This is a genomic window from Nioella ostreopsis (assembly GCF_004000255.1).
Classification (GTDB): Bacteria; Pseudomonadota; Alphaproteobacteria; order Rhodobacterales; family Rhodobacteraceae; genus Nioella; species Nioella ostreopsis.
Genome location: NZ_RCIQ01000001.1, coordinates 32,071 through 51,554, shown reverse-complemented (window position 1 = coordinate 51,554; position 19,484 = coordinate 32,071). Strand labels below are relative to the sequence as shown.

General features: G+C 62.9%; 24 protein-coding genes. 12 read left to right on the top strand and 12 right to left on the bottom strand.

Annotated elements, in window-relative coordinates; all coding sequences use genetic code 11:
- Positions 1-101 precede the first annotated feature (101 nt).
- Entirely contained in the window at positions 102-947 is an 846-nt protein-coding gene (locus EP237_RS00340) for a methylated-DNA--[protein]-cysteine S-methyltransferase (protein WP_127556935.1), read from the top strand.
- On the opposite strand, the gene EP237_RS00335 is transcribed toward EP237_RS00340, so the two are convergent.
- A complete protein-coding gene (locus tag EP237_RS00335) occupies positions 944-2,809 on the bottom strand; it encodes a cation:proton antiporter domain-containing protein (protein WP_127556933.1) in 1,866 nt (621 codons plus the stop codon). The two genes, EP237_RS00340 and EP237_RS00335, sit on opposite strands and share 4 nt — an antisense overlap.
- 219 nt (positions 2,810-3,028) lie before the next feature.
- Between EP237_RS00335 and EP237_RS00330 the strand changes: the two genes are divergently transcribed.
- The 3 genes from EP237_RS00330 to EP237_RS00320 all read left to right on the top strand — a co-directional run bounded on the left by EP237_RS00330 (position 3,029) and on the right by EP237_RS00320 (position 5,232).
- The gene (locus EP237_RS00330) at positions 3,029-3,685 is read left to right on the top strand and encodes a YiaD family glycine zipper/OmpA-like lipoprotein (protein WP_127556931.1); all 657 of its coding nucleotides are present in this window, start codon (positions 3,029-3,031) and stop codon (positions 3,683-3,685) included.
- Between the two features lie 66 nt (positions 3,686-3,751).
- Positions 3,752-4,519, top strand: a complete 768-nt coding sequence (locus EP237_RS00325; RefSeq protein ID WP_127556929.1) for an FCD domain-containing protein — start codon at positions 3,752-3,754, stop codon at positions 4,517-4,519.
- Between the two features lie 56 nt (positions 4,520-4,575).
- Positions 4,576-5,232: an imm11 family protein gene (locus EP237_RS00320; protein ID WP_127556927.1), complete on the top strand. Its 657-nt coding sequence runs from the start codon at positions 4,576-4,578 to the stop codon at positions 5,230-5,232.
- Between the two features lie 234 nt (positions 5,233-5,466).
- Here EP237_RS00320 and EP237_RS00315 read toward each other — a convergent pair whose 3' ends face one another.
- On the bottom strand, positions 5,467-6,468 hold the full coding sequence (locus tag EP237_RS00315) for a sulfotransferase (protein WP_164744567.1): 1,002 nt from the start codon (positions 6,466-6,468) through the stop codon (positions 5,467-5,469).
- Between the two features lie 304 nt (positions 6,469-6,772).
- Between EP237_RS00315 and EP237_RS00310 the strand changes: the two genes are divergently transcribed.
- The 5 genes from EP237_RS00310 to EP237_RS00290 all read left to right on the top strand — a co-directional run bounded on the left by EP237_RS00310 (position 6,773) and on the right by EP237_RS00290 (position 8,934).
- Complete coding sequence (locus EP237_RS00310) at positions 6,773-7,201, top strand: hypothetical protein (protein WP_127556923.1); 429 nt, start codon at positions 6,773-6,775, stop codon at positions 7,199-7,201.
- A gap of 63 nt (positions 7,202-7,264) precedes the next feature.
- Positions 7,265-7,534: a hypothetical protein gene (locus tag EP237_RS00305; protein ID WP_127556921.1), complete on the top strand. Its 270-nt coding sequence runs from the start codon at positions 7,265-7,267 to the stop codon at positions 7,532-7,534.
- Between the two features lie 7 nt (positions 7,535-7,541).
- Positions 7,542-7,853, top strand: coding sequence for a hypothetical protein (locus EP237_RS00300; RefSeq protein WP_127556919.1), 312 nt, complete (start codon positions 7,542-7,544; stop codon positions 7,851-7,853).
- Positions 7,854-7,974: 121 nt separating this feature from the next.
- The gene (locus EP237_RS00295; RefSeq protein WP_127556917.1) at positions 7,975-8,361 is read left to right on the top strand and encodes a hypothetical protein; all 387 of its coding nucleotides are present in this window, start codon (positions 7,975-7,977) and stop codon (positions 8,359-8,361) included.
- Positions 8,362-8,418: 57 nt separating this feature from the next.
- On the top strand, positions 8,419-8,934 hold the full coding sequence (locus tag EP237_RS00290) for a hypothetical protein (protein WP_127556915.1): 516 nt from the start codon (positions 8,419-8,421) through the stop codon (positions 8,932-8,934).
- Here the strand turns inward: EP237_RS00290 and EP237_RS00285 are convergent, their stop codons facing one another.
- The 7 genes from EP237_RS00285 to EP237_RS00255 form a co-directional block, all read right to left on the bottom strand.
- Positions 8,935-9,750 carry a sugar phosphate isomerase/epimerase family protein gene (locus EP237_RS00285; protein ID WP_127556913.1) on the bottom strand — a complete coding sequence of 272 codons (816 nt, stop codon included), beginning with the start codon at positions 9,748-9,750 and terminating at the stop codon, positions 8,935-8,937.
- Positions 9,751-9,816: 66 nt separating this feature from the next.
- Complete coding sequence (locus tag EP237_RS00280; protein ID WP_127556911.1) at positions 9,817-10,080, bottom strand: TFIIB-type zinc ribbon-containing protein; 264 nt, start codon at positions 10,078-10,080, stop codon at positions 9,817-9,819.
- A gap of 92 nt (positions 10,081-10,172) precedes the next feature.
- Positions 10,173-10,766, bottom strand: coding sequence for a rhodanese-like domain-containing protein (locus EP237_RS00275; protein WP_127556909.1), 594 nt, complete (start codon positions 10,764-10,766; stop codon positions 10,173-10,175).
- Positions 10,767-10,839: 73 nt separating this feature from the next.
- On the bottom strand, positions 10,840-11,115 hold the full coding sequence (locus tag EP237_RS00270; RefSeq protein ID WP_071689006.1) for a DUF5665 domain-containing protein: 276 nt from the start codon (positions 11,113-11,115) through the stop codon (positions 10,840-10,842).
- Entirely contained in the window at positions 11,112-11,432 is a 321-nt protein-coding gene (locus EP237_RS00265; RefSeq protein ID WP_127556907.1) for an antibiotic biosynthesis monooxygenase family protein, read from the bottom strand. The genes EP237_RS00270 and EP237_RS00265 overlap by 4 nt, the downstream gene beginning before the upstream one ends.
- A 198-nt stretch (positions 11,433-11,630) precedes the next feature.
- Positions 11,631-12,074: a hypothetical protein gene (locus EP237_RS00260; RefSeq protein ID WP_127556905.1), complete on the bottom strand. Its 444-nt coding sequence runs from the start codon at positions 12,072-12,074 to the stop codon at positions 11,631-11,633.
- Positions 12,075-12,218: 144 nt separating this feature from the next.
- A complete protein-coding gene (locus EP237_RS00255; RefSeq protein ID WP_240661406.1) occupies positions 12,219-12,692 on the bottom strand; it encodes a tRNA (cytidine(34)-2'-O)-methyltransferase in 474 nt (157 codons plus the stop codon).
- A gap of 148 nt (positions 12,693-12,840) precedes the next feature.
- Here EP237_RS00255 and EP237_RS00250 point away from each other — a divergent pair, with 148 nt between their 5' ends.
- The 3 genes from EP237_RS00250 to EP237_RS00240 all read left to right on the top strand — a co-directional run bounded on the left by EP237_RS00250 (position 12,841) and on the right by EP237_RS00240 (position 14,711).
- The gene (locus EP237_RS00250; protein WP_127556903.1) at positions 12,841-13,551 is read left to right on the top strand and encodes a hypothetical protein; all 711 of its coding nucleotides are present in this window, start codon (positions 12,841-12,843) and stop codon (positions 13,549-13,551) included.
- Positions 13,552-13,615: 64 nt separating this feature from the next.
- On the top strand, positions 13,616-14,095 hold the full coding sequence (locus tag EP237_RS00245; RefSeq protein WP_127556901.1) for a HugZ family pyridoxamine 5'-phosphate oxidase: 480 nt from the start codon (positions 13,616-13,618) through the stop codon (positions 14,093-14,095).
- A 76-nt stretch (positions 14,096-14,171) separates the two neighbouring features.
- The gene (locus EP237_RS00240; RefSeq protein WP_127556899.1) at positions 14,172-14,711 is read left to right on the top strand and encodes a hypothetical protein; all 540 of its coding nucleotides are present in this window, start codon (positions 14,172-14,174) and stop codon (positions 14,709-14,711) included.
- A 4-nt stretch (positions 14,712-14,715) separates the two neighbouring features.
- On the opposite strand, the gene EP237_RS00235 is transcribed toward EP237_RS00240, so the two are convergent.
- From EP237_RS00235 to EP237_RS00225, 3 genes are all read right to left on the bottom strand, one after another.
- The gene (locus EP237_RS00235; RefSeq protein ID WP_127556897.1) at positions 14,716-17,013 is read right to left on the bottom strand and encodes a glycosyl hydrolase family 28-related protein; all 2,298 of its coding nucleotides are present in this window, start codon (positions 17,011-17,013) and stop codon (positions 14,716-14,718) included.
- A 184-nt stretch (positions 17,014-17,197) separates the two neighbouring features.
- A complete protein-coding gene (locus EP237_RS00230) occupies positions 17,198-17,611 on the bottom strand; it encodes a DUF4864 domain-containing protein (RefSeq protein ID WP_127556895.1) in 414 nt (137 codons plus the stop codon).
- A 173-nt stretch (positions 17,612-17,784) separates the two neighbouring features.
- Complete coding sequence (locus EP237_RS00225; protein ID WP_127556893.1) at positions 17,785-19,431, bottom strand: lysine--tRNA ligase; 1,647 nt, start codon at positions 19,429-19,431, stop codon at positions 17,785-17,787.
- Positions 19,432-19,484: the final 53 nt, after the last annotated feature.

Here is a 19,484-nt window from a genome sequence, read left to right as displayed (position 1 = left end):
ATCAAAGCGCGGGGAGGTCGGTCAACACGCCCAAGATGCGCAGGAAACGGGTCGCGGGGCCGGGGCGGGGGCTGTAGACAGAAGGGCAGGAGACAGACGCCATGACCGACACCGCCTACCATTACAACGTGATCCGTCGCGCGCTCGATGTGATCGACGCGGCCCCGGCCCCCGGCCCCTCGCTGGAAGATCTGGCGCGGGCCTTGGGGATGAGCCCGGCCCACCTGCAACGGGTGTTTTCGAGATGGGTGGGCGTCAGCCCCAAGCGCTATCAGCAATACCTTGCGCTCGATCACGCCCGGCACCTGCTGCGCGACCGGTTCACGACACTCGCCACGGCAAATGAGATCGGGCTGTCCGGCTCCGGTCGGTTGCATGACCTCTTCGTGACATGGGAAGCGATGAGCCCCGGCGACTACGCGCGCGGCGGCGCGGGGCTGGAGATCTTCTGGGGCTGGTATGAAAGCCCCTTTGGCCCGGCGCTGATCATGGGCACCGAAAAGGGTATCTGCGGCATCGCCTTCGCCGCCGAAACGGGGCCAGAGGCCGCGATGGAAGACATGCTGGCGCGCTGGCCCCATGCAACCTTCACCGAGGATCCGATGGCGCTGAAATCCTGGGCCGACGCGGCCTTCGGCGCGGCGGGGGGCGAGGCGCGGCTTTACCTGATCGGCGCACCCTTCCAGATCAAGGTATGGGAGGCGCTGCTGCGCATTCCCTCGGGCCATGTCACCACCTATTCGGAAATCGCGGGCGCCGTCGGCAACCCCAAGGCCGTGCGCGCCGTGGGCACCGCCGTGGGGCGCAACCCGATCAGCTGGCTGATCCCGTGCCACCGCGCGCTTCGCAAATCGGGCGGGCTTGGCGGCTATCACTGGGGCCTGCCGGTGAAACGCGCCATGCTGGCCTGGGAAGCAGCGGAGGAGGACGCGCGCGAAAGCGCCTAGCCCCCTTCCCTGATCCGGGCCATTTCAGCCGTCAGCGCCTCTTCGAATTCTTCCCGGAACTCGGCCACGCGGGCGATATAGGCTTCGTTTTCATGCGGGGGCACGTCCAGCCGGTGCACATCTGCCACGCGCAACATCGCCTCTCGATCCTGAGCGTTGAAGGCCCCGATCATCGCCTCGGACCGGTCGCGGTCGATCCCGAAGGCCTCGATCACCGAGCGTCCCATGCGCAGGCTGCTGTCATAGGTTTCGCGGATGATATCGCGGCAGCCATGCTGCCACAGGTCATAGACGTGGTCGCGGTCGGTGGCCCGGGCGATCACGTGGACATTCGGATAGGTCGAGGTCACGTGATGCACGATCTGGGTGATCCCCTCTCGGTCGTCGATGGCCACGACCAGAACCCGCGCCTCTGCTATGCCCGCCGCGTGCAGCAGGTCGGGCCGGGTCGCATCGCCGAAATAGGTGCGCATCCCGAAGCGCGCCATGATGTCGAGCCTGCGCGACGAATAGTCGATCACCGTGGTCTGGTGGCCCGCCGCGCGCACGATGCGGTCGATGAGACCACCAACGCGCCCCGCCCCCGCGATGATCACGTTCGAGCCTTCGGGCATCTCGTCGGCATCCCGATCCTGCCCGGCGGTGTAGCGCGGGCGGATCACCTTGTCGTAGAGGATGAAAAGCGCCGGGGTCAGCAGCATCGACAGCGCCACCACCAGCAGCAGCTGATCGGCCAAAGGTCCGGGAATGACCGCGTTTGCCACGGTGAACGAGAGGAGTACGAAACCGAACTCCCCCGCCTGCGCCAGCCCGAGCGCGAAGAGCCACTTGTCCGCCCCGCGGATCTTGAACAGGACCGCCAGCACCAGCAGCACCGCAACCTTCAACGCCATCAGCCCAAGCGTCAGCGCGACCGTCACCCCGAGATTTTCGGCCAGAAGCGCAAAGTTCACCCCCGCCCCAACGGTCATGAAGAACAGGCCAAGCAGCAGGCCGCGGAACGGGTCGATATCGCTTTCCAGCTCGTGCCGATACGGTGAATTGGCCAGCACAACGCCCGCAAGAAAGGTGCCAAGCGCGGGGGAGAGCCCCACCAGCGACATCAGAAGCGCGATGCCGATGACCATCATCAGGGCGGTCGCGGTGAACAGTTCCCGCAGATTGGCGACCGAGATGAAGCGGAAAATCGGTGTGGTCAGGTAGTTGCCTCCCACGACAACGGCCCCTATGGCTCCGATCGTCACAAGCGCCGTTTGCCAGCCGGTCAGCCCGTCAACAAGGCTGAGGCCCGGCCCGTGGCCGTCCTCTGCCCCATGTCCCGCACCGTGGCTCAGCACCTCGACCAGCTCCGGCATCGCCAGAAGCGGAATAAAGGCCAGCATCGGGATCACCGCGATATCCTGCGTCAGCAGCACTGCGAAAGAGGATTGCCCGCCATCGGACCGCATCAACCCCTTTTCATTCAGCGTTTGCAGGACAATCGCGGTCGAGGACAGCGCAAAGACCAGCCCGATCGCCAGCGCCACGGTCCAGGGCTGGCCAAGCGCCAGCGCCACGCCCATGACCGCCGCCGTCGTCAGACCGACCTGCCCGCCGCCAAGCCCCAGAAGCTGCGCGCGCATCGACCAGAGGTTTTTCGGTTCCAGCTCCAGCCCCACGAGGAACAGCATCATCACCACGCCGAACTCCGCGAAATGCTGGATCGAAATCACATCCACATGCAGCAGCGCCAGAACCGGGCTGATGGCGATCCCCGCAATCAGGTAGCCCAGAACCGACCCGAGCCCGAGCCGGGACGCAATGGGAACGGCGACGACACCGGCCACAAGGAAGATGAAGGCGAGAAGCAGAAAATCGGTCATGGAGGTCCCCCGTCTGACAATTCCTACGGTAGGGCTGCCGCGTGCGAATGCAACCGACGATTGCCGCCATTGCCCCGCATATCCTGCCGGATCGCGCCGCCGGAAGTGCGCGGGATTCCGCCGCAAGGCAGTTTACCGCTGCCACGGCGAAAAACCGCTGCTATAGTCTCGCCGAACCCCGCATCAGACCGGGTCCGACCTATTGGGAAAGGCAGCCATATGAACACCCCCTTCCGCATTCTCACTCTCAGCCTTGTATCGGCCGTGGGCCTTGCCGCCTGTGAACCCGCTTATCTTCAGGACCCGAACCAGAACCGCACCCGCGACGGGGCGATCCTTGGCGGGATGCTGGGGGCGTTTCTCGGGGCGGCGGCGGATGATGACAACCGGGGCCGCAATGCCGTGCTCGGCGCCGCGGCGGGGGCGGCTGTCGGTGGGGCAATCGGCTATTCGCTGGATCAGCAGGCCGCCGACCTGCGCGCCTCGATGGCCAATGACAATATCGTCATCGACAACCGGGGCGATCACCTGATGGTCACCATGCCCGATGGCATTCTCTTCGACACGGACAGCGCCGCGATTCGGGCGGGCCTTCAGGCCGACCTGCGCGCCATGGCCCGCAACCTGCAGCAATACCCGGCCTCGACCGTGGACGTGATCGGCCATACCGACAACACCGGATCCGCCGATTACAACCAGGATCTGTCCGCCCGCCGCGCCAGCGCCGTGGCCGGTGTGCTTCTGGAACAGGGCGTCGATCCTGCCCGCGTTCGCAGCTTTGGCCGCGGCGAGAACGAGCCTGTCGCCACCAACCTGACGCCCGAGGGTCGCCAGCAAAACCGCCGGGTCGAGATCATCATCCGCCCGACCAACTAACACACGCTTTCACTGGACTTCCCTCGATCTGGTCATTTAACCTGACCAATCAGAGGGAGGTCCGCCATGCCATTCCAACGCATCGACGCCGAGAAGCTGTCGCAATCGGTTGTGCGCCAGATCGAACAGCTGATCCTGCGGGGCATTCTGCGCCCAGGTGAACGCCTGCCATCCGAGCGCGAGCTGTCGGAACGGCTCGGCGTGTCGCGCCCCAGTCTGCGCGAAGCGATTGCCGAATTGCAGGACCGTGGCCTGCTGGCCACCCGCGCCGGGGCTGGCATCTATGTGGCCGATGTTCTGGGCAGTGCCTTCTCTCCCGCCCTGATCCGCCTCTTCGCGTCCCATGATCAGGCGGTTCTGGACTATATCGGCTTCCGCCGCGATCTGGAGGGCGTCGCCGCCGCCCGCGCCGCCGAGGCGGGCACCGATACCGACCTGAAGGTCATCGACACGATCTTTCACAAGATGGAACAGGCCCATAACAAGCGGAACCCGTCCGACGAGGCCGAGCTTGACGCGCAGTTCCACCTGGCCATCATCGAGGCCAGTCATAACGTGATCATGCTGCACATGATGCGATCGATGTTCGACCTGCTGAAAGAGGGCGTGTTCTACAACCGTCAGGTCATGTTCAAGCAGCGCAACACCCGCGATATCCTGCTGGAACACCACCGCGCCATCAACGACGCCATCCAGGCCCGCGACCCGAATGCGGCGCGCGAGGCGGTGAACATCCACCTGACCTTCGTCGAGGACGCGCTGGACCTGCAAAACAAGATCGCCAAGAACGAAGAGATCGCCAAACTGCGCTACGCGCATGAACAGGATCGGTGAGGTCACAGACTTTGTGGTGGCGCAAAGCCCGAAACGAGGATTTGGAGAGTTAACAAGTGACCTGGGTATTTAATCGTTCCGTGAACGATAATGTGTTGATAGCAGGTTGGTTCCTTGAGGCGCAGAAACCACATCCAGACTGGTCTCGATACCTTGATGTTTCCATTGTGCTCGGAGAGGGCACGCGTTCTTTATCCGCGGACGAAATGCCACGACAGTTCTTTATTGATGAGAAGCCGAGGGCGTTACCCGATATGTTCATGGGGTCGAGCGGTAAATGGGTCGTTTCGGATCCCGCCCGCCAGATCATCGAAGATCTCGACCCAGGGCTTCACCAGTTCTTTTCCATCAATGTGCAGTTCCCGGATGGCTCTTCCCCTCCCGGGGAGTGGTTTGCGATGAACATCACGACCGTCCGCAAGACGATGATCGATGCGGAATCCGCGATCAAGCACTTGCCTCCGGCAAAGCTTCCCAAGAAGTTGCCTGACGGAACCATTACGACCTATTGGAGTACAGGCACCAGCCTGATCGATTTCAACGCCAAACGCGTCACCGTTGGACCGGACGCTGATGACGGCGCAAATCTATGGCGGGAGAAGGGGCATCAGAGGGAGCTCATCCTGTTTTCAGACAAGCTTCACGATGCCTTGCAAGAGGCCGGCCTGACGACAGCAAAGAAATTCCGCGCGCGGGTCTCCTCCGAACCCTGAAGCAGTCTCAGGCGCCCTACGCCGGCGAGCTGCCCGCTGAATCGGTCCCGTTCAGCCTGTCGCAGGGATAGGCGCGGGTGATCGCCTCGTCACACTCATGGTGCCCTGGACGCGGAATCAAACCCGCATGACGCGTTTCAGGGTCGGTGGCGACGCGGTTTCGAAACCGCGTGACAAAGGGCTTTCGAAAGCCCTTCCCCGCGCCCCCGGAGCCGCACGCGCAGGCCCTCTTGCCTATCGGGCCCGCCTGTTGCGCAGGAATTCCCCGAACCAGCGAAGGGCATCGCGGGCCTCTTCCATCGGGCCGACCGGGGCGGACAGGGCATATCCCATGCGCGCCATGAACCGGTGCAACCTGCGTTCGATGCAACGCTGATCCTCCGCCGACAACTGGTCCCGCGCGATGGCGCTGTTGCGGAATACGCGGTCTTTCACCACCCCGCGCGAGGAATTTCCAAGCCACGGCTGGCCGTTCTTCGTCGGCTCCAGCATCGACGCATGAAAGGGGACGCCGATGAACTCCGCCAACTGGTGCATCACCGCCTCGGTGTCCGCCGTCAGCCTGTCATAATCCAGAACGAACAACTGATCCGCCGGGTAAATCGCCCACAGGCGCAGCCGCTTCCGGACAGTGCGCGCAAAGGCCCCCGCGGTTTGCGGCGTGTGGTCATACATGCGGGCGACATTCAGAAGCGACAGGTAATGTTCCATCGGGTCACGGGTGCACTGGATGAACCGCCCCCGCGGGCCGAGCATCCGGCGCCATTTTCGCGCGAACCGTTCATTATGCGGGGCTTTGCAGACGAAGTGGAGCCGCCCGACCGGGATCGCCCGGCCCATGGCCAGCAAATAGGCGCCGATCACGACCCGAAACCGGGACAGCGGCACCGAATGGGCGGCAAACCCATCGACGATCAGCCGTTCGAAAAGGTCCCAGTCGAACATGGAATAATCCATGCTGCCAAATCCGGTGCCCCCATGCGCGGTATAGTCGGTCAGGCTGTAATCCGTTTTGCCGCTGGCCAGCCGCCGGGTGTTTTCATTGTCCAGGAACTTGCGGGCCGCGCGAACCGCATCCCGCCTGTCGGCCTTCATGTGGAAAAAGCGCAGCTCCTCCGGGAAGGTCACCAGATCGGGGTGGCCGTCCAGCAGGGTCAGCGGCAGGGTGGTGCCGGTCTTGGCCATGCCGCCGATCACGGTCGCCGTCAGATCGACGGAAAAGATCGGCTCCAGCATTTCGAGGCTGGATCTTGCGTGATCCTGTGGCGGCAAAACAGGCCCTCCCGATCGGTGTCCGGTCATGGTTCGGCCTCGACCTAGCAGAGGCCAGAGGGCCGGGCTAGCCCGGAAATCCGGGGACACCCGGGCCTTGCCATCGCAGCCTTCGCAACCTTGCGGCGACAAGGCCGCCGGGGCTGCAGCTGATCGCAGCGTGGGAAACGGGCCCCGGGCGCAGGGCGTTCCCGATGGAGCGTTGCGGGCAACCCGCCAGCCCAAAGGGGCCGTTCCCGCCGCCCGCGAACCCTGCTACCATCCCGCCATGCGTGCCCTGATCCTCCTCGCCCTTCTCACCTCTCCCGCCCATGCCTGGCAGGCGGGCAGCGAGGGGCGGCTCTGTACGCTCAGCCATTCCGACCCCGCCGCCGATATCCGGCTCACCTATGACCCTGACGGGCCGCTCTACTCCATCACCGTGACCACGCCCGCGCCATGGCCCGAGGCGCCCGTCTTCGGCCTGCAGTTCGACGGGTTCCGGCCCAACATCATTACCACCACCCGGCACGAACGGGACGAAACGGGCCATAGCCTGACAGTTACAGACCAGGGCTTCGGCAACGTGCTCGACGGGCTGGAATTCAACCGGACGGCCACCGCCTTTGCCGGGCAGGGCCTCGCGCGGATCGACCTGACCGGTGCCGCACCCGAGGTGCAGATCTTTCGCGCCTGCACCACCAGCCCCTCGGTCTAGACGAAAATTGAACCGCCGCGCCCGGTGCCGCGACCCATGGTCAGGAACCTAGGGAAGCCAACCATGCGCCGGATCGCCAGCCTCTTCTGCACCGCCCTCAATCTGGGCCTGACCGGCCCTGCCATCGCCCATACCGACGGCCCGGTTCTGGATGCCCCCACACCCGCAAGCATCCACCTGCCCGCCGCGCTGGCCCAGGACACCCCCGCCTGTCACAGCGCCGTGTTCCACGCGGGCCAGTATCCCACCGATCCGCTGACCGTAGACAGCATCACCTGCCTCGATACCAGCTGCGACACCCGCGAAATCATCCTCTGCACCCTGACGGACTGACCGAGCCATGACCATGCAAGCCGATACTCTCGCCCCCCTGCCCTGCTACAGCCAGATGATGCGCCGGATCATCTACACGCTCTGCGCCCTGCAAGCCGTCTTGCTGGCCGTGGCGGTTCTGGTCTCGCATCGCTTCGCCACCGTGATGGCGGGACAGCCTTTGCCGCTGTGGATGGCTCTGGTGGCTGGCTTGGCGCTCTCGGCCCTTCTTGTGCCGGCGCTCGCGCTTGCCCATTCCCGCGCCCACCAGCATCTGGGCATGGCGATGGCCCTGACCCCGCTGGCCGGCTTGGCGGGGGTATCGGTCTATTTGAATTGACGATCACAAATAGGAGGAGGTTGCGTTAGTATTTCTGTAACGACTCGGCCCCATGCCAGTCGATTCCATCGGGCCCGGACCTGCCGCCGGGCCTGCACACGAGTTAATTGACGAGGTTATCATGCGCATCAAACTTGCCGCCCTAGCCCTTCTTCTGTCGGCCCCTGCCGCGCTGGCAGACCAGTTCATCGCCACATTTTCCAACCCGAGCCATCCGCGAAACCTGCAAATCGCAATTACCCAGCTCAATGCCAGCGGCGGCACGATCAGCACCGACAATCGCCGCCTTGCACGGGTCGGGCCTGACCGGTCCACCTGGGCCGTGATCCTCGATCGCAACACCGCCCGCGTCTGCGTCACCCTACGCGGCAATGAAACCGCGACCGACGCGACCGCGATGCTCTCGGGCGGTCGCTCGGAATCCGTCGCGATCACCAATAACGGCCGCCAGATGTGCCCCAGTGCCGATCCCGGCGATATCGAAATCCTGCTGGTGAGCTTCCAGTAATCCTGCGCCGGGGTGCGTCTATCAGCGCCCCGGTCCTCCAGATGAAAGGACCCTGATATGCGCTGGCTCCTGATCATCCTTTTACTCTTGCCCGCCACAGCATTCGCGCAATCCTTCACCCTGTCCGAAGAGGATCCACCCGCCGCCTGCCCGACCGGAACAGCGGTGGCGGGTTTCCAGTGCTCGGGCGATTTCTGCGACAATATCACGATCACCTGCCGCGCCATTGCAGGCCGGGCCGGGGTCACTGACTGGACAGAGTGGGTCGAGGCCGACGGGCAGGACACCGCCTGGTGCAGCAATCCGGGCCTGGGCATCACCTCGGGTGACGGCCCCATTGGCGATTTCGTGATGACAGGCCTCGCCTGCCGCGGTGACAATTGCGACGACATCTCGCTGCAATGCACCCGGTTCCCGGTGCAGATCGACCGTGCCACCTGCATCACCACCCGTCACAGCGACGAAAACCGAGGCGTGGGCCTGCCCCCCGGCCATGTCATCGCAGGCATCCGCTGTTCCGGGCGCCATTGCGATAACAAGGACATCACCTATTGCGGGACGAACCCGCTTTAGTCACTGCGCCAACCCGAGCGCCTCCAGATGCGCGACGCTTTCCTCAACCCGGTCGAAATCATTGATCTCGACGATCAGATGTGGCCCGGATTTGATGTTGCGCAGGGCCTGGAACACCGCCTCCCACACGATATTGCCGCGTCCGATGGGCCAGTGGCGGTCGGCGTAGCCATCGGTATCCTGCAGATGGACATGGCCAAGGCTCTCGCCCGCCGTCGAGATATACCGATCCGCCGGTGGGGCACCGCAAACCCAATGCGCCCAATGGGCGTGGCCGGTATCGACCGACAGGCGCAGCGCGGGCGTATCCGCCGCCGCGATCACCTCGGCCCGGTCGCGCGGATCGGTGTCCTTGATGTTCTCCATCACCATTTCGACGCCCAGATCCTCGGCCCGTGCAATGGCCGGTTTCAGCGTGTCCAGCACGGCAGCGACCCGGCGTTCCCTATCCTTCGGGCCGTTGTCCAGATTGCAGGCATCCCACCCATCATAGGGCGAGTGAATGACCATCTGCCGCGCGTTCAGGGCGGCGCAGACGTCCAGCGCCTGATCCAGCCGTTTCTGCACCACCGCGCGAATGTCGCGGTCCTTCACGTCCAGCTCGAACCCCGCAAACGGCCCATGAATGCCAAGCCGCCCGGTCCAGCCGTCCAGCTTGGTCTTGGCCATGTCGATGAAGGGCTGCGCATTGGCGAGGATATCGGCCAGACAGAACTCCGGCAGCTCCAGGTCGCGGTTCTTCTCAAACAGCCAGTCCCGGTGTTTGTCGAGATCGAGCACGCTCAGCTGCGCGCCGACGATAGGCAGATCGGTCATGTCACCTCCCGTATGGTCTGCCGGGAGTGTGGCAAAGAAAAGGGCGGCTGTCTGCCGCCCGTTTCATCAGAAGTCGAAGATATCGCCCAGGAAGGACCCGATGCCGTCCTTCTTCTTGCGCCGGTCGCCGCCGTCGTGGTCGCTGCGGCTGCCACGCGCCGGGGCTTCGCGCCAATTGCCTTCACGGTTGTCGACCAGGGAGCTGCGCTCGATGATCTTGTCCAACTCGCCTCGGTCCAGCCAGACGCCACGACAGGTGGGGCAATAGTCAATCTCGACCCCGCTACGTTCGGTGATCACAAGGGCAGTTCCGTCAATCGGGCATTGCATGGGCGCGGGTCTCCTCCGGCGGGTTGATGTTCCCTTTCAGATAGGAGCAAACCCGCCCGAAACAACGGGCATCCTGACGATTTCCGTCGGATTCAGCCGCCAGCGACCGTCAGCCCCAACATCCGCCAGCCCTGCATGCCGGGGCGGTAATAGTGGATGCGTTCTGCCGGGTAGCCTGCCTCGATCATGCGGCGGATCGCCGTGGGGGACTGCCCACACCACGGCCCGTTGCAAAAGAGCGCCACGTCGCGCGCCTCGGTGCAATCCCACCCGTCAAAGTCGATCTCACAGCCCAGTTCCCCAAGCCGGTCCACCATTTCCGTATAGGGCATGTTGACCGCACCGGGGATGGTGCCCGCCTGGAACCAATCCGGCGTGCGGCTGTCGACCACGATCACGTCGGGATTCTGCAGCGCCTCCAACAGCTCCAATTCGCCAATCGGGCTGACGCCGGGCGCCGGGATCATCGGCTGGACGCAGAAATTCGGACAGGGGCGAGAGGTGCGGCCCCATTCGTCCTCGATCACATGATCCGTGTCCTGAATGCGAGTGATCTCGCGCGGGCCGGATGCGGTTTCCACCGTGACGGACATCACATCCGGGGTGATCCCCACGGCATCCTGCGCCAGCGCCGGGGTGGCAAGGGTCAATCCGATGATCAGGGCGTGAAGCAAACTGCGGCGCATGGCGATCTCCATTTCAAATGCAATGATTTGAATATGAGGCTACGCGCGCACCCGCTCGGGCGCAAGCCCCGGCTCAGCGTCCTGCGGTGATCTCATCGGCGATTCGGGCGGCCCATTCGCCGATCACCGGGATGAAATCCACTTGGCTCAGCGAATAGACCACCGCAGACACCAGGAACGACGCCCCGATGACCGACCCAAGCCCAAAGGCCAGCCCGCGTCCGAAACTCAACGCCAGCATCCGCCCTACCGTGCTTTGCGAGGTGAACAACCGATGCTGGTTGATCACCGCCACCTCTTCGCGCAACTGCCGCAATTCGGTGCTGAGCGCGTCGTCACCCTCACTCAATTGAAGCTCTCCGCAACGTCATACATCACCGGCTCGAAGCTTTTGCACAGCTCGTTGATAGCTCGGTTCCTTTTACGCATCTCGTCGCTGCGCAGCATCGCCTGAAAATCCTCGCGCTTCTCCCACTGGGAATAATTGGCTACGCGCGTCTGCGCGTCATTCACATGCAGCCCCGCAGCAATGAAGCCGGGCTGATGCGAGATGAAATCCGAATAAGCCGCGGTCAGCGCGTCCAGCAGGTCCTGACAGGTGCCCGGCGTGGTCTCGAAGGTAGTGATGACGGTCTGTAGGGCGGCGCCCTTGGTGATGGTCGGCATGGGAGATCCTCCTGTGACACCAGCCTAACAAGCGCGCCTTTCCGCGCCTAGGCCTTGATCGGGATCAATGACCGGCCCGGGGCAGGAAAAAGGGGCCGCGCCTTGCGACACGACCCCCGGGGCAGAGCTACCCCCCAGGGCAGTCCAGACCTTCCTAACCGCGCGGTTGGGCGCGGTCATGAAGGAATCACGCTGTTTTCATGGCGGGGACGCCGCGTCCATGAACCGGGCCCGAATCTCGGCGGCTCGCAGGTTGCCATCGGGCAGCGGCAGGCCACGCCGCGTCATCTCTTCTTCGATGATCATCAGGAAATCTGCCCCGATCCGGGCATTCACCTCGCCAAGGGCCACGGCGTACTGGGCCGCATAGGCCGCCAGCAGCGCGTCATCCCCCGCTTCGGCGTAGTAGGCGGCCTGATCCCGCCGCCAGACCTCGTCGAAATAGGGATAGAGCGGCGCGATCTCCGGCGCGGATCGCTCGATTGCTGTTTGCGGGGCCGGTGGCCGCTCGTCCAGATCGGCGGTGAAGACCGAGTAGACCGCCAGCCCGAGGCCAAACACGCCCACAGCCAGAATCACCCAGTCAAAGGTTGCTGCCCCGCTTTCGCGCGCAGCGAACCCGTCGGAACGCTTCGAAACCATTTACTCATACCCGTTCTAGGTCACTACCGGGCCAGCGTGGCGCAGTGATGGGGCAAGGCCTTGATCGGATTGTGGTTCTTTGCGGCTGTTTCGGGGAAAGGTCTGGCTGCTTCGGGGCAGCCCGTCACAGGGGTTAATCGTTTCTTAACGGGTGAATTGCCCGCGCAACGCCTGATAGACCACCGCCGTCGCCGCATTCGCAAGGTTCAATGACCGGATATGCGGGCTGCGCATCGGCAGGTGGAAAATGCGGTCTTCCATGCCTGCCAGGATCTCGGCTTGCAGCCCCTTGGTTTCGCGCCCGAAGATCAGATAGGCATCGTCAGGATAGTCAGGGTCATAGACGCTGGATGCGCCATGCTCCTCAAAGAAGAACAGGCTGTCTCGCGGCGGCGAGCGATCCGCCAGAAAATCCTGCCAGCTGTCATATTCGCTCAGCCTCACATGTTTCCAGTAATCCAGCCCGGCCCGGCGCACCGCCTTGTCGTCGATGGAAAATCCATAGGGTCGGATCAGGATCAGCTCCAGCTCCAGCGCCACGCAGGTGCGCCCGATGGTGCCGGTATTGCCGGGGATTTCAGGCGTCACCAGCACCAGTTTCATGCGTTTCTCTGTCACCGGTCTGCCCCGCCTTCATGTGCCGCGCCCGTTTCTAGCCGAAACCCTGCCGGTATGGCCATGGCCCTCATCCTTTGACCGCATTGTGCAGAGCACCCGATTGGGGCGCGTTAGGGATACATTAACCAGATTGCGCGAGGCTTCTCTCATGCGCCCCGTGGTCATCCTTACCCTGCTCTTCTCGTGCCTTGCGTCTGCTGTACAGGCCGGGGCATGGGCCCGACTACACGGCGAGGTCTTCCTGTCCTTCTCCAGCAACCTCCATTCCAGCATCGAGGCATTGGCGGACGGCGTTGATGCGATGAGCCGCCATGATTCCGCCTATCTGGAATACGGCCTGGGCCGCCGGTTGACGTTCAGCGCCGAGATCGGACGCGGGCAACATTCCCGCGAGGCTATGGGCCTGTTGCGCTACACGCTGACCCGACCAGACGCCCGGTTTCAGGCCGCCCTGGACTTTGGCGCCGGTCAGCGCAGCGCTGATGGTCAGGACAACAGCACGCTTGCCCGGCTTGGGTTGTCCCTCGGATACGGCTACGGGATCACTCCGCCGCACTGGATGCCGATGGATCTTCAGGGAGGATGGATTGCGCTGGACGCCCATGCAGTCCGCGACATGAGCCGGCAGCAGGATCGCTGGAAGGTCGAGGCCACTTTCGGCCTGACCCTCTCGGAACGCTCCCGCTTTATGCTGCAGGTGGTGGCTGAGGAATGGGCCGGGCTTGACGTCACCTATGCGCTAAACCCCTCCTTCGTCTACCAAATCCGTGGCGGAACATCTGTAGAGCTTGGGATTAGGGCGATCCAAGGGGAGGACGTGCAGCTCGGATTAGAGCTGGGATTCTGGCACCAATTCTGAACTTATCGCCATGTTTATTCAAAACCGCACGGGTGGTATTCCCTTTGCAGGAGGGGCCCCCAACATGTCGAAACCCAAGCGGATGCTGCGTGAAACCGATGACGAGGCGCGCGCGGTCGGTCAGGATCTGCTGCGCCGGGCGCGGTTCGGCTCGCTCGGGGTGATCTGCCCCGACACGCAAAGCCCGATGGTCACCCGTGTCTCCGTTGGCACCGATGGCGATGGCACGCCAGTGACCCTGATTTCCGAGCTGTCCCTGCATAGCCGGGCCCTTTTTCTCAACAATAACTGTTCCCTGCTGGTTGGCGAGCCGGGGCAGCGGGGCGATCCGCTGATCCATCCGCGCCTGACCCTGCAATGCCAGGCACAGCCAGCGGACAAGGATATGCTCAAACCGCTCTACCTGTCGCAACACCCCAAGGCGACGCTCTACTACGACTTCAGTGATTTCCTGATGCTCCGTCTTCGTGTGATCGCAGCCCACCTCAATGGCGGGTTCGGCAAAGCCTATCGTTTGTCACCTTCTGACCTAAGACTTGTCTAAAAGGACAGGTTTTGTTGCCAAGGTAACATAAAGGGTGCATCATATTGGTTAACGGCACCGTCATAAGGCCAGGATAATGAGCCAAGCGGCAATCGACCCCGAACTTCCCGGCATCTGGATCATTCCGGGTGAGCAGACGACCTATGAAATCGATCAGGATGGCAATTATCACATTGCCGATCCCGCGCAGCCCCTGACCGTGGCCGCCGATGGCGCCGCGATGATCTGGGGCCGGACCCGGTTCGACCGGATCGGCGGGGACAGCGATGCCCCCATCGGGGCGTGGCGCGACCGGGATCATGGGGACGAATGGCTGTTCCGCGAAGACGGGACCTACCTGCAACGCTGGTCCGACGGCGAACGCACCACCGGCATCTGGGTTCTGGATTCTGCAAACGGCACGCTCTGGACACGCGAATACCGGGGCCATCTGGAAACCGATGGCGCCCGGGTGAAATTCCTTCTGCCGTCCGAAACGGCGGTCACTTACGGCTATACGGTCGATGCCGGGGCGTGGGCGTTGCTCGATCCAAACAGCTGGGAAAAGCTGGTGGAATATCGTCGCCCGCAGGGGGAAAAACCCGCGGCCCGCACCAAGAGCGGGGCCGCAGGCTGAGCCGTCAGACCGTATCGCACCGCGCCGTCAGCTGGACCGAGCCATGCACCGGCTGCGACCAGTTCAGCCGCACCGATCCGCGCCCGACCCCGTGCCGCGTGGTGGCATAGGGCATCGTGTAGACGGCGACGTTCGACACCGACCGCACCGCGCCCTCTGGCATCACCGCCACCGCCACGCGCGCCTCGGTCTCGAACGGCAGCCAGTCGCGCAGATCGACCTCCCACACGTCGAGATCGCTGTTCTCCGTCACCTTCACCGTCACCGGGTTTTGCGAGTTCTTGGTGATCCCGTGATAGACATTGCCCGTCATCAGGAAATTCGCGGTGCGGCTGCCATCCAAAGGCGCAATCGAATCGTCCACGTCATCGACCGAATCCAGCGCCCCGCCATTGAGATGCTTGAAGACATTGTCACAGATCGACAGCCCGTTGATGTAATGCCCCGGACCATGCGGCCGGATCAGGATGAAGTTCGACCAGCTGGCAATCCCGTTCGCGGTGAAGATATTGCCGTTGATGGTCAGCCCGCCAAAGGAATACTCCCCCGACATCTCGGGCGCCGGGTCATGTTCATTGGCCCATTCGATATAGCTGTTGTCCACGTAGTTCCCGATGATCGTGGTCTTGACGTTTGTATTGGTCAGCACGATCCCGGCGCTGATCTGGCCGTCGGGCTCGTTATCCCCCTGGAACCAGTGGTTCCCGGTGATCAGGTTGCCATTGCCGCCGAACACCCCGAAATGACGGAACTTCACCGCGCGGTTGTCGCGGATCTTGGTGTCATTGGCATTGGTGTTGAAAGCAATCGTCGTGCGGTCCTGAACCCGCAGCAGCTGTTCATTGGACAGGAACTGACAACGGTCGATCAGCATCCCCGCGCAGCCCTGGTCGCAGGAGGTAATCCCCCGATCCTTGGGGCCGGTGAAGAAACAGTCCTTCACATGAAAGATCAGCCCGCCACGCGGCAACATGATGCCACTGGCCGCCCCGGCGCAGAGGAACTCCACATCCTCCAGCACGAAGCGTTGCAGGTTCTCGAACCCCACGAAATCCATGATGTATTTGAACCGGGTGAAGGTATAGGTCTGGCTCGATGGTGGCACACCCAATGGCGACGACAGGAACACCTGGTTGTTGGCGGCATTCACATCCCGCACATAGATCTCGCGCCCCACACCTTGCGCGGCCGTCACCAGCGAGCCAATGGGGATGGAGCCTGCATTGGCCACATTGTCCAGCCGGCTCGGGTTGGCCACGGTCCAGGTGCCCGTTGCGGTGTGCACCTCGTCATCCCAGTTGGAACTGGGCAGGCAGCTGAACTGCCCGTTGCGGATCACCCGCCTGTTGGCATAGCTCACCTTGTTGCCCACCACGGCGGCCATATCAATCGGCCCGTCCAGTTGCACCCTGCGCCCCATCATGTCGAGGCTTTCGTGGTCACCATGGTTCAGCATCGCCTGAAAGGCCTTCTTGAACCCCTGCAACTCATCGCCCCCGAACGCATCCGCATAGGCAGGCAGGTTGAAACTGCCAGCCAGCACCAGCCGCGCGCTATCGGGCATGTCCAGCTGGCCCTGGAAACGCACCGGCGATTGCAGCGTCAGGTTCGACGCGATCCGATAGGTGCCTTCGCTGACCAACAGCTCACGCCCGGCAGCGGCGGCATCAGCGGCGGCAAAGGCACCGCTGTCATCGGTCACGCCATCGCCCGCCGCGCCGAAATCCTTCACATCCACCCAGTCCATCATCTTGCGCAGGAAGACGTGGGTGACATCCTCGATCTTGATCGATTCAATGCGCACCGTACCGCCATTGCCACCGGTCAGATCCAGCCCGAAATGCCCATAGGCGGCATCCTCGCCCCAGGCCATGTCGACGCCGCTGCGATCCCCGATGCCGACAATGGCCGAGGCGGTCACCACCTCGCCATAGGCGGTCATCGCCGTTGTCGGGCCGGTTTCGACCACGCCTGAGACATGGGTATTGTTGGCCTGCCCGGCCCACCCTGCGATCCGCACGGACGGGATGGTGCCCGACAACGATTTCACCCGCGCCGAGATACGCAGATACAGCCCCGGCAGCATCGGCGTTTCCGCCATGTAGCGGACGCGCGTGATCGTTTCGGTCTTCAGGATCTCCAGACAGGTGCCGAAATCCTGATCCGCCGGCACCAGCACTCCAAAGCCGGATGTGGCCCAGGTATCGGTGCCGGGCGTGCCGTCCTCCCGGCTCCAGACAGAGAGCCCCTCGGAAAATTCCGGCGGCATCAGGTTCAGCCCGTCGGTGATCACTTGGTTCATGTCAAACCCCTTTTGCTCACGCATGGGCAGAGCCCACGCCTTTGACCCCTGCGGGCGGCGTCTGGCCCGAGGGGTGTCTCGATTGTTCACGACTTTCAGGAAAGCGCCGGGCGCTTGGTCAGGCCCGGTTGACGCCCAGACTTACAGGGACAGAGTTAAAAAGCGGTTAACCGCGGCGAAGGTTTCACACCCCCAGATGCTGACCGCGCAGCACGGTCACGCCCGCAATGCGCCAACGGCCGTCGATCTGCACCATCTCGTACTCCAGCAGATGCCCCCGGCCCGTCGGGTCAAGGATCTGCACTTGCTGGACCAGCCTGTCGCCCTCTTCCCGCAAGCCCAGATAGGTTGTTTCCCCCGGCTGCCAGACCATCGGATAGCCGCGTTCCACCATCGCCCCGAAATACATCGGGTGCTGGAACATCTGCTGGATGGTCGGACTGGCGAAGGTCCAGGCGGTGAAGACATTGCCGGTCGAAAACGCATCGAGCTGGCTCTGGATGGTGCTCTCGATATCGGGATTGGCGGGCAGCCGCTCCTGCCCTGTGGCCAGCACAGGGGCCATTGTCAGGATGAGGGCTAGGATAAGGCGGCGCATTCCGGTCCTCCCATCTACAGGCGTCAGGAGAATGGTAGTGCGGATGCGACCAAGGTCAAATCGGGCCGGAAAGGCAGAACGCCGGTGCAACAGCGAAACCGGACTCCGTCTGCACGGGGGGTGTACGGGGGGTGCACAGGGGGTGTACGCATGGCACCCCCCTGTTTTTGGCGTCAGCTGGCCAGCTTTCCGTCCAGCGCGTCGCGGATCAGCTGCTTGCTTTCCTCGATCCCGTAAAGCGCGATAAAGCCGCCGAAGCGCGGCCCCTGAGACGCGCCAAGGCAGACCTCATAGAGCGCCTTGAACCAGTCGCGCAGCGGCTCGAACCCGTGTGTCTTGCCGATGGCAAAAACGATGGACTGCAGGAATTCATCGTCGGTCCAATCAACCTCCGGCAGCGGATCGTCCCGGCCCGCCTCGGCGTTCTTTCTGGCAATGACATCAAGGGCTTTGTCGGCATCACCGAGGCACACCAGCAACTCCTCCATCGCCGCTTTTTCCTTGTCATCGGCAAGGCGGAAGGCACGCGTCGGCTTCACGAAATCGTTGTAATAGCGGATCGCAAAACCCGCCGCCTGATCGAGGTCCGGGTTGCCCTCCGGGCTCGCCTCCGGCGCATAGCGCTGGATGAAGCCCCAGAGCTTCGACTTCTCCTCCGCACCCGACACGCTGGCGAGGTTCAACAGCATCGCGAACGGCACCACCATCGTGCTGACCGGCACCTCGCCCGCGTGGATGTGATAGACCGGATTGGCCAGTTTTTGTTCAGCGTTTTGAGTGTGATAGGCGTTCAGTTGCTGGTGATACTCATCCACCGCCTTGGGGATCACGTCGAAGTAAAGCCGCTTCGCGGTCTTCGGCTTGAGATACATGAAGTAGCTCAAGGATTCCGTCGACGCATAGGTCAGCCATTCATCGATCGAAATCCCGTTGCCCGAGGATTTGGAGATTTTCTGCCCCTGATCATCAAGGAACAGTTCATAGGTGAAATGCTCCGGCGCGGGCTCGCCCAGGATCCGGCAGATCGCGTCATAGATCGGCGTGTTGGTCGAATGGTCTTTGCCATACATTTCAAAGTCCACGCCAAGCGCGGCCCAACGGGCACCGAAATCGGGCTTCCATTGCAGCTTCACATTGCCGCCGGTGACAGGCAGCGTCCATTCGCGGCCATCCTCGTCGTCAAAGGTGATCGTGCCATTCTCGGCATCCACATTCTTCATCGGCACATAGAGCACCCGCCCCGTTTCCGGGTGGATCGGCAGGAAGATGGAATAGGTCTGCCGACGCTCCTCGCGCAGGCTTTTCAGCATAACCTTCATCAGCGCGTCATAGCGTTCCGCCGCGCGCAGCAGGATCGTATCGAACTGGCCCGAGCGATAGAATTCGGTGGCCGAGTAGAATTCATACTCAAACCCGAACGTATCAAGGAACCGGCGCAGCATGGCGTTGTTGTGATCGCCAAAGCTGTCATGCGTGCCGAACGGATCGGGCACCGAGGTCAGCGGCTTCTGCAGATGCTCTTTCAGCATCTCCTGATCGGGCACATTGCCCGGCACTTTCCGCATGCCGTCCAGATCGTCGGAAAAGCAAATAAGCTTGGTGGGGATATCCGAAATCACCTCGAAGGCGTTTCGGATCATCGTCGTGCGCAGCACCTCCCCGAAGGTGCCGATATGCGGCAGGCCCGAGGGGCCATAGCCGGTTTCGAACAGCACATAGCCCTTTTCCGGCGGCGTCTTTTCGTAGCGTTTGAGCACCCGGCGCGCTTCTTCGAAGGGCCATGCTTTCGAGCTCATTGCAACGTCGCGCAGATCAGACATTTCATTCTCCAGAACGGGCGGGTGGCGCACCATACGCCGAAACCCGCCGCTTC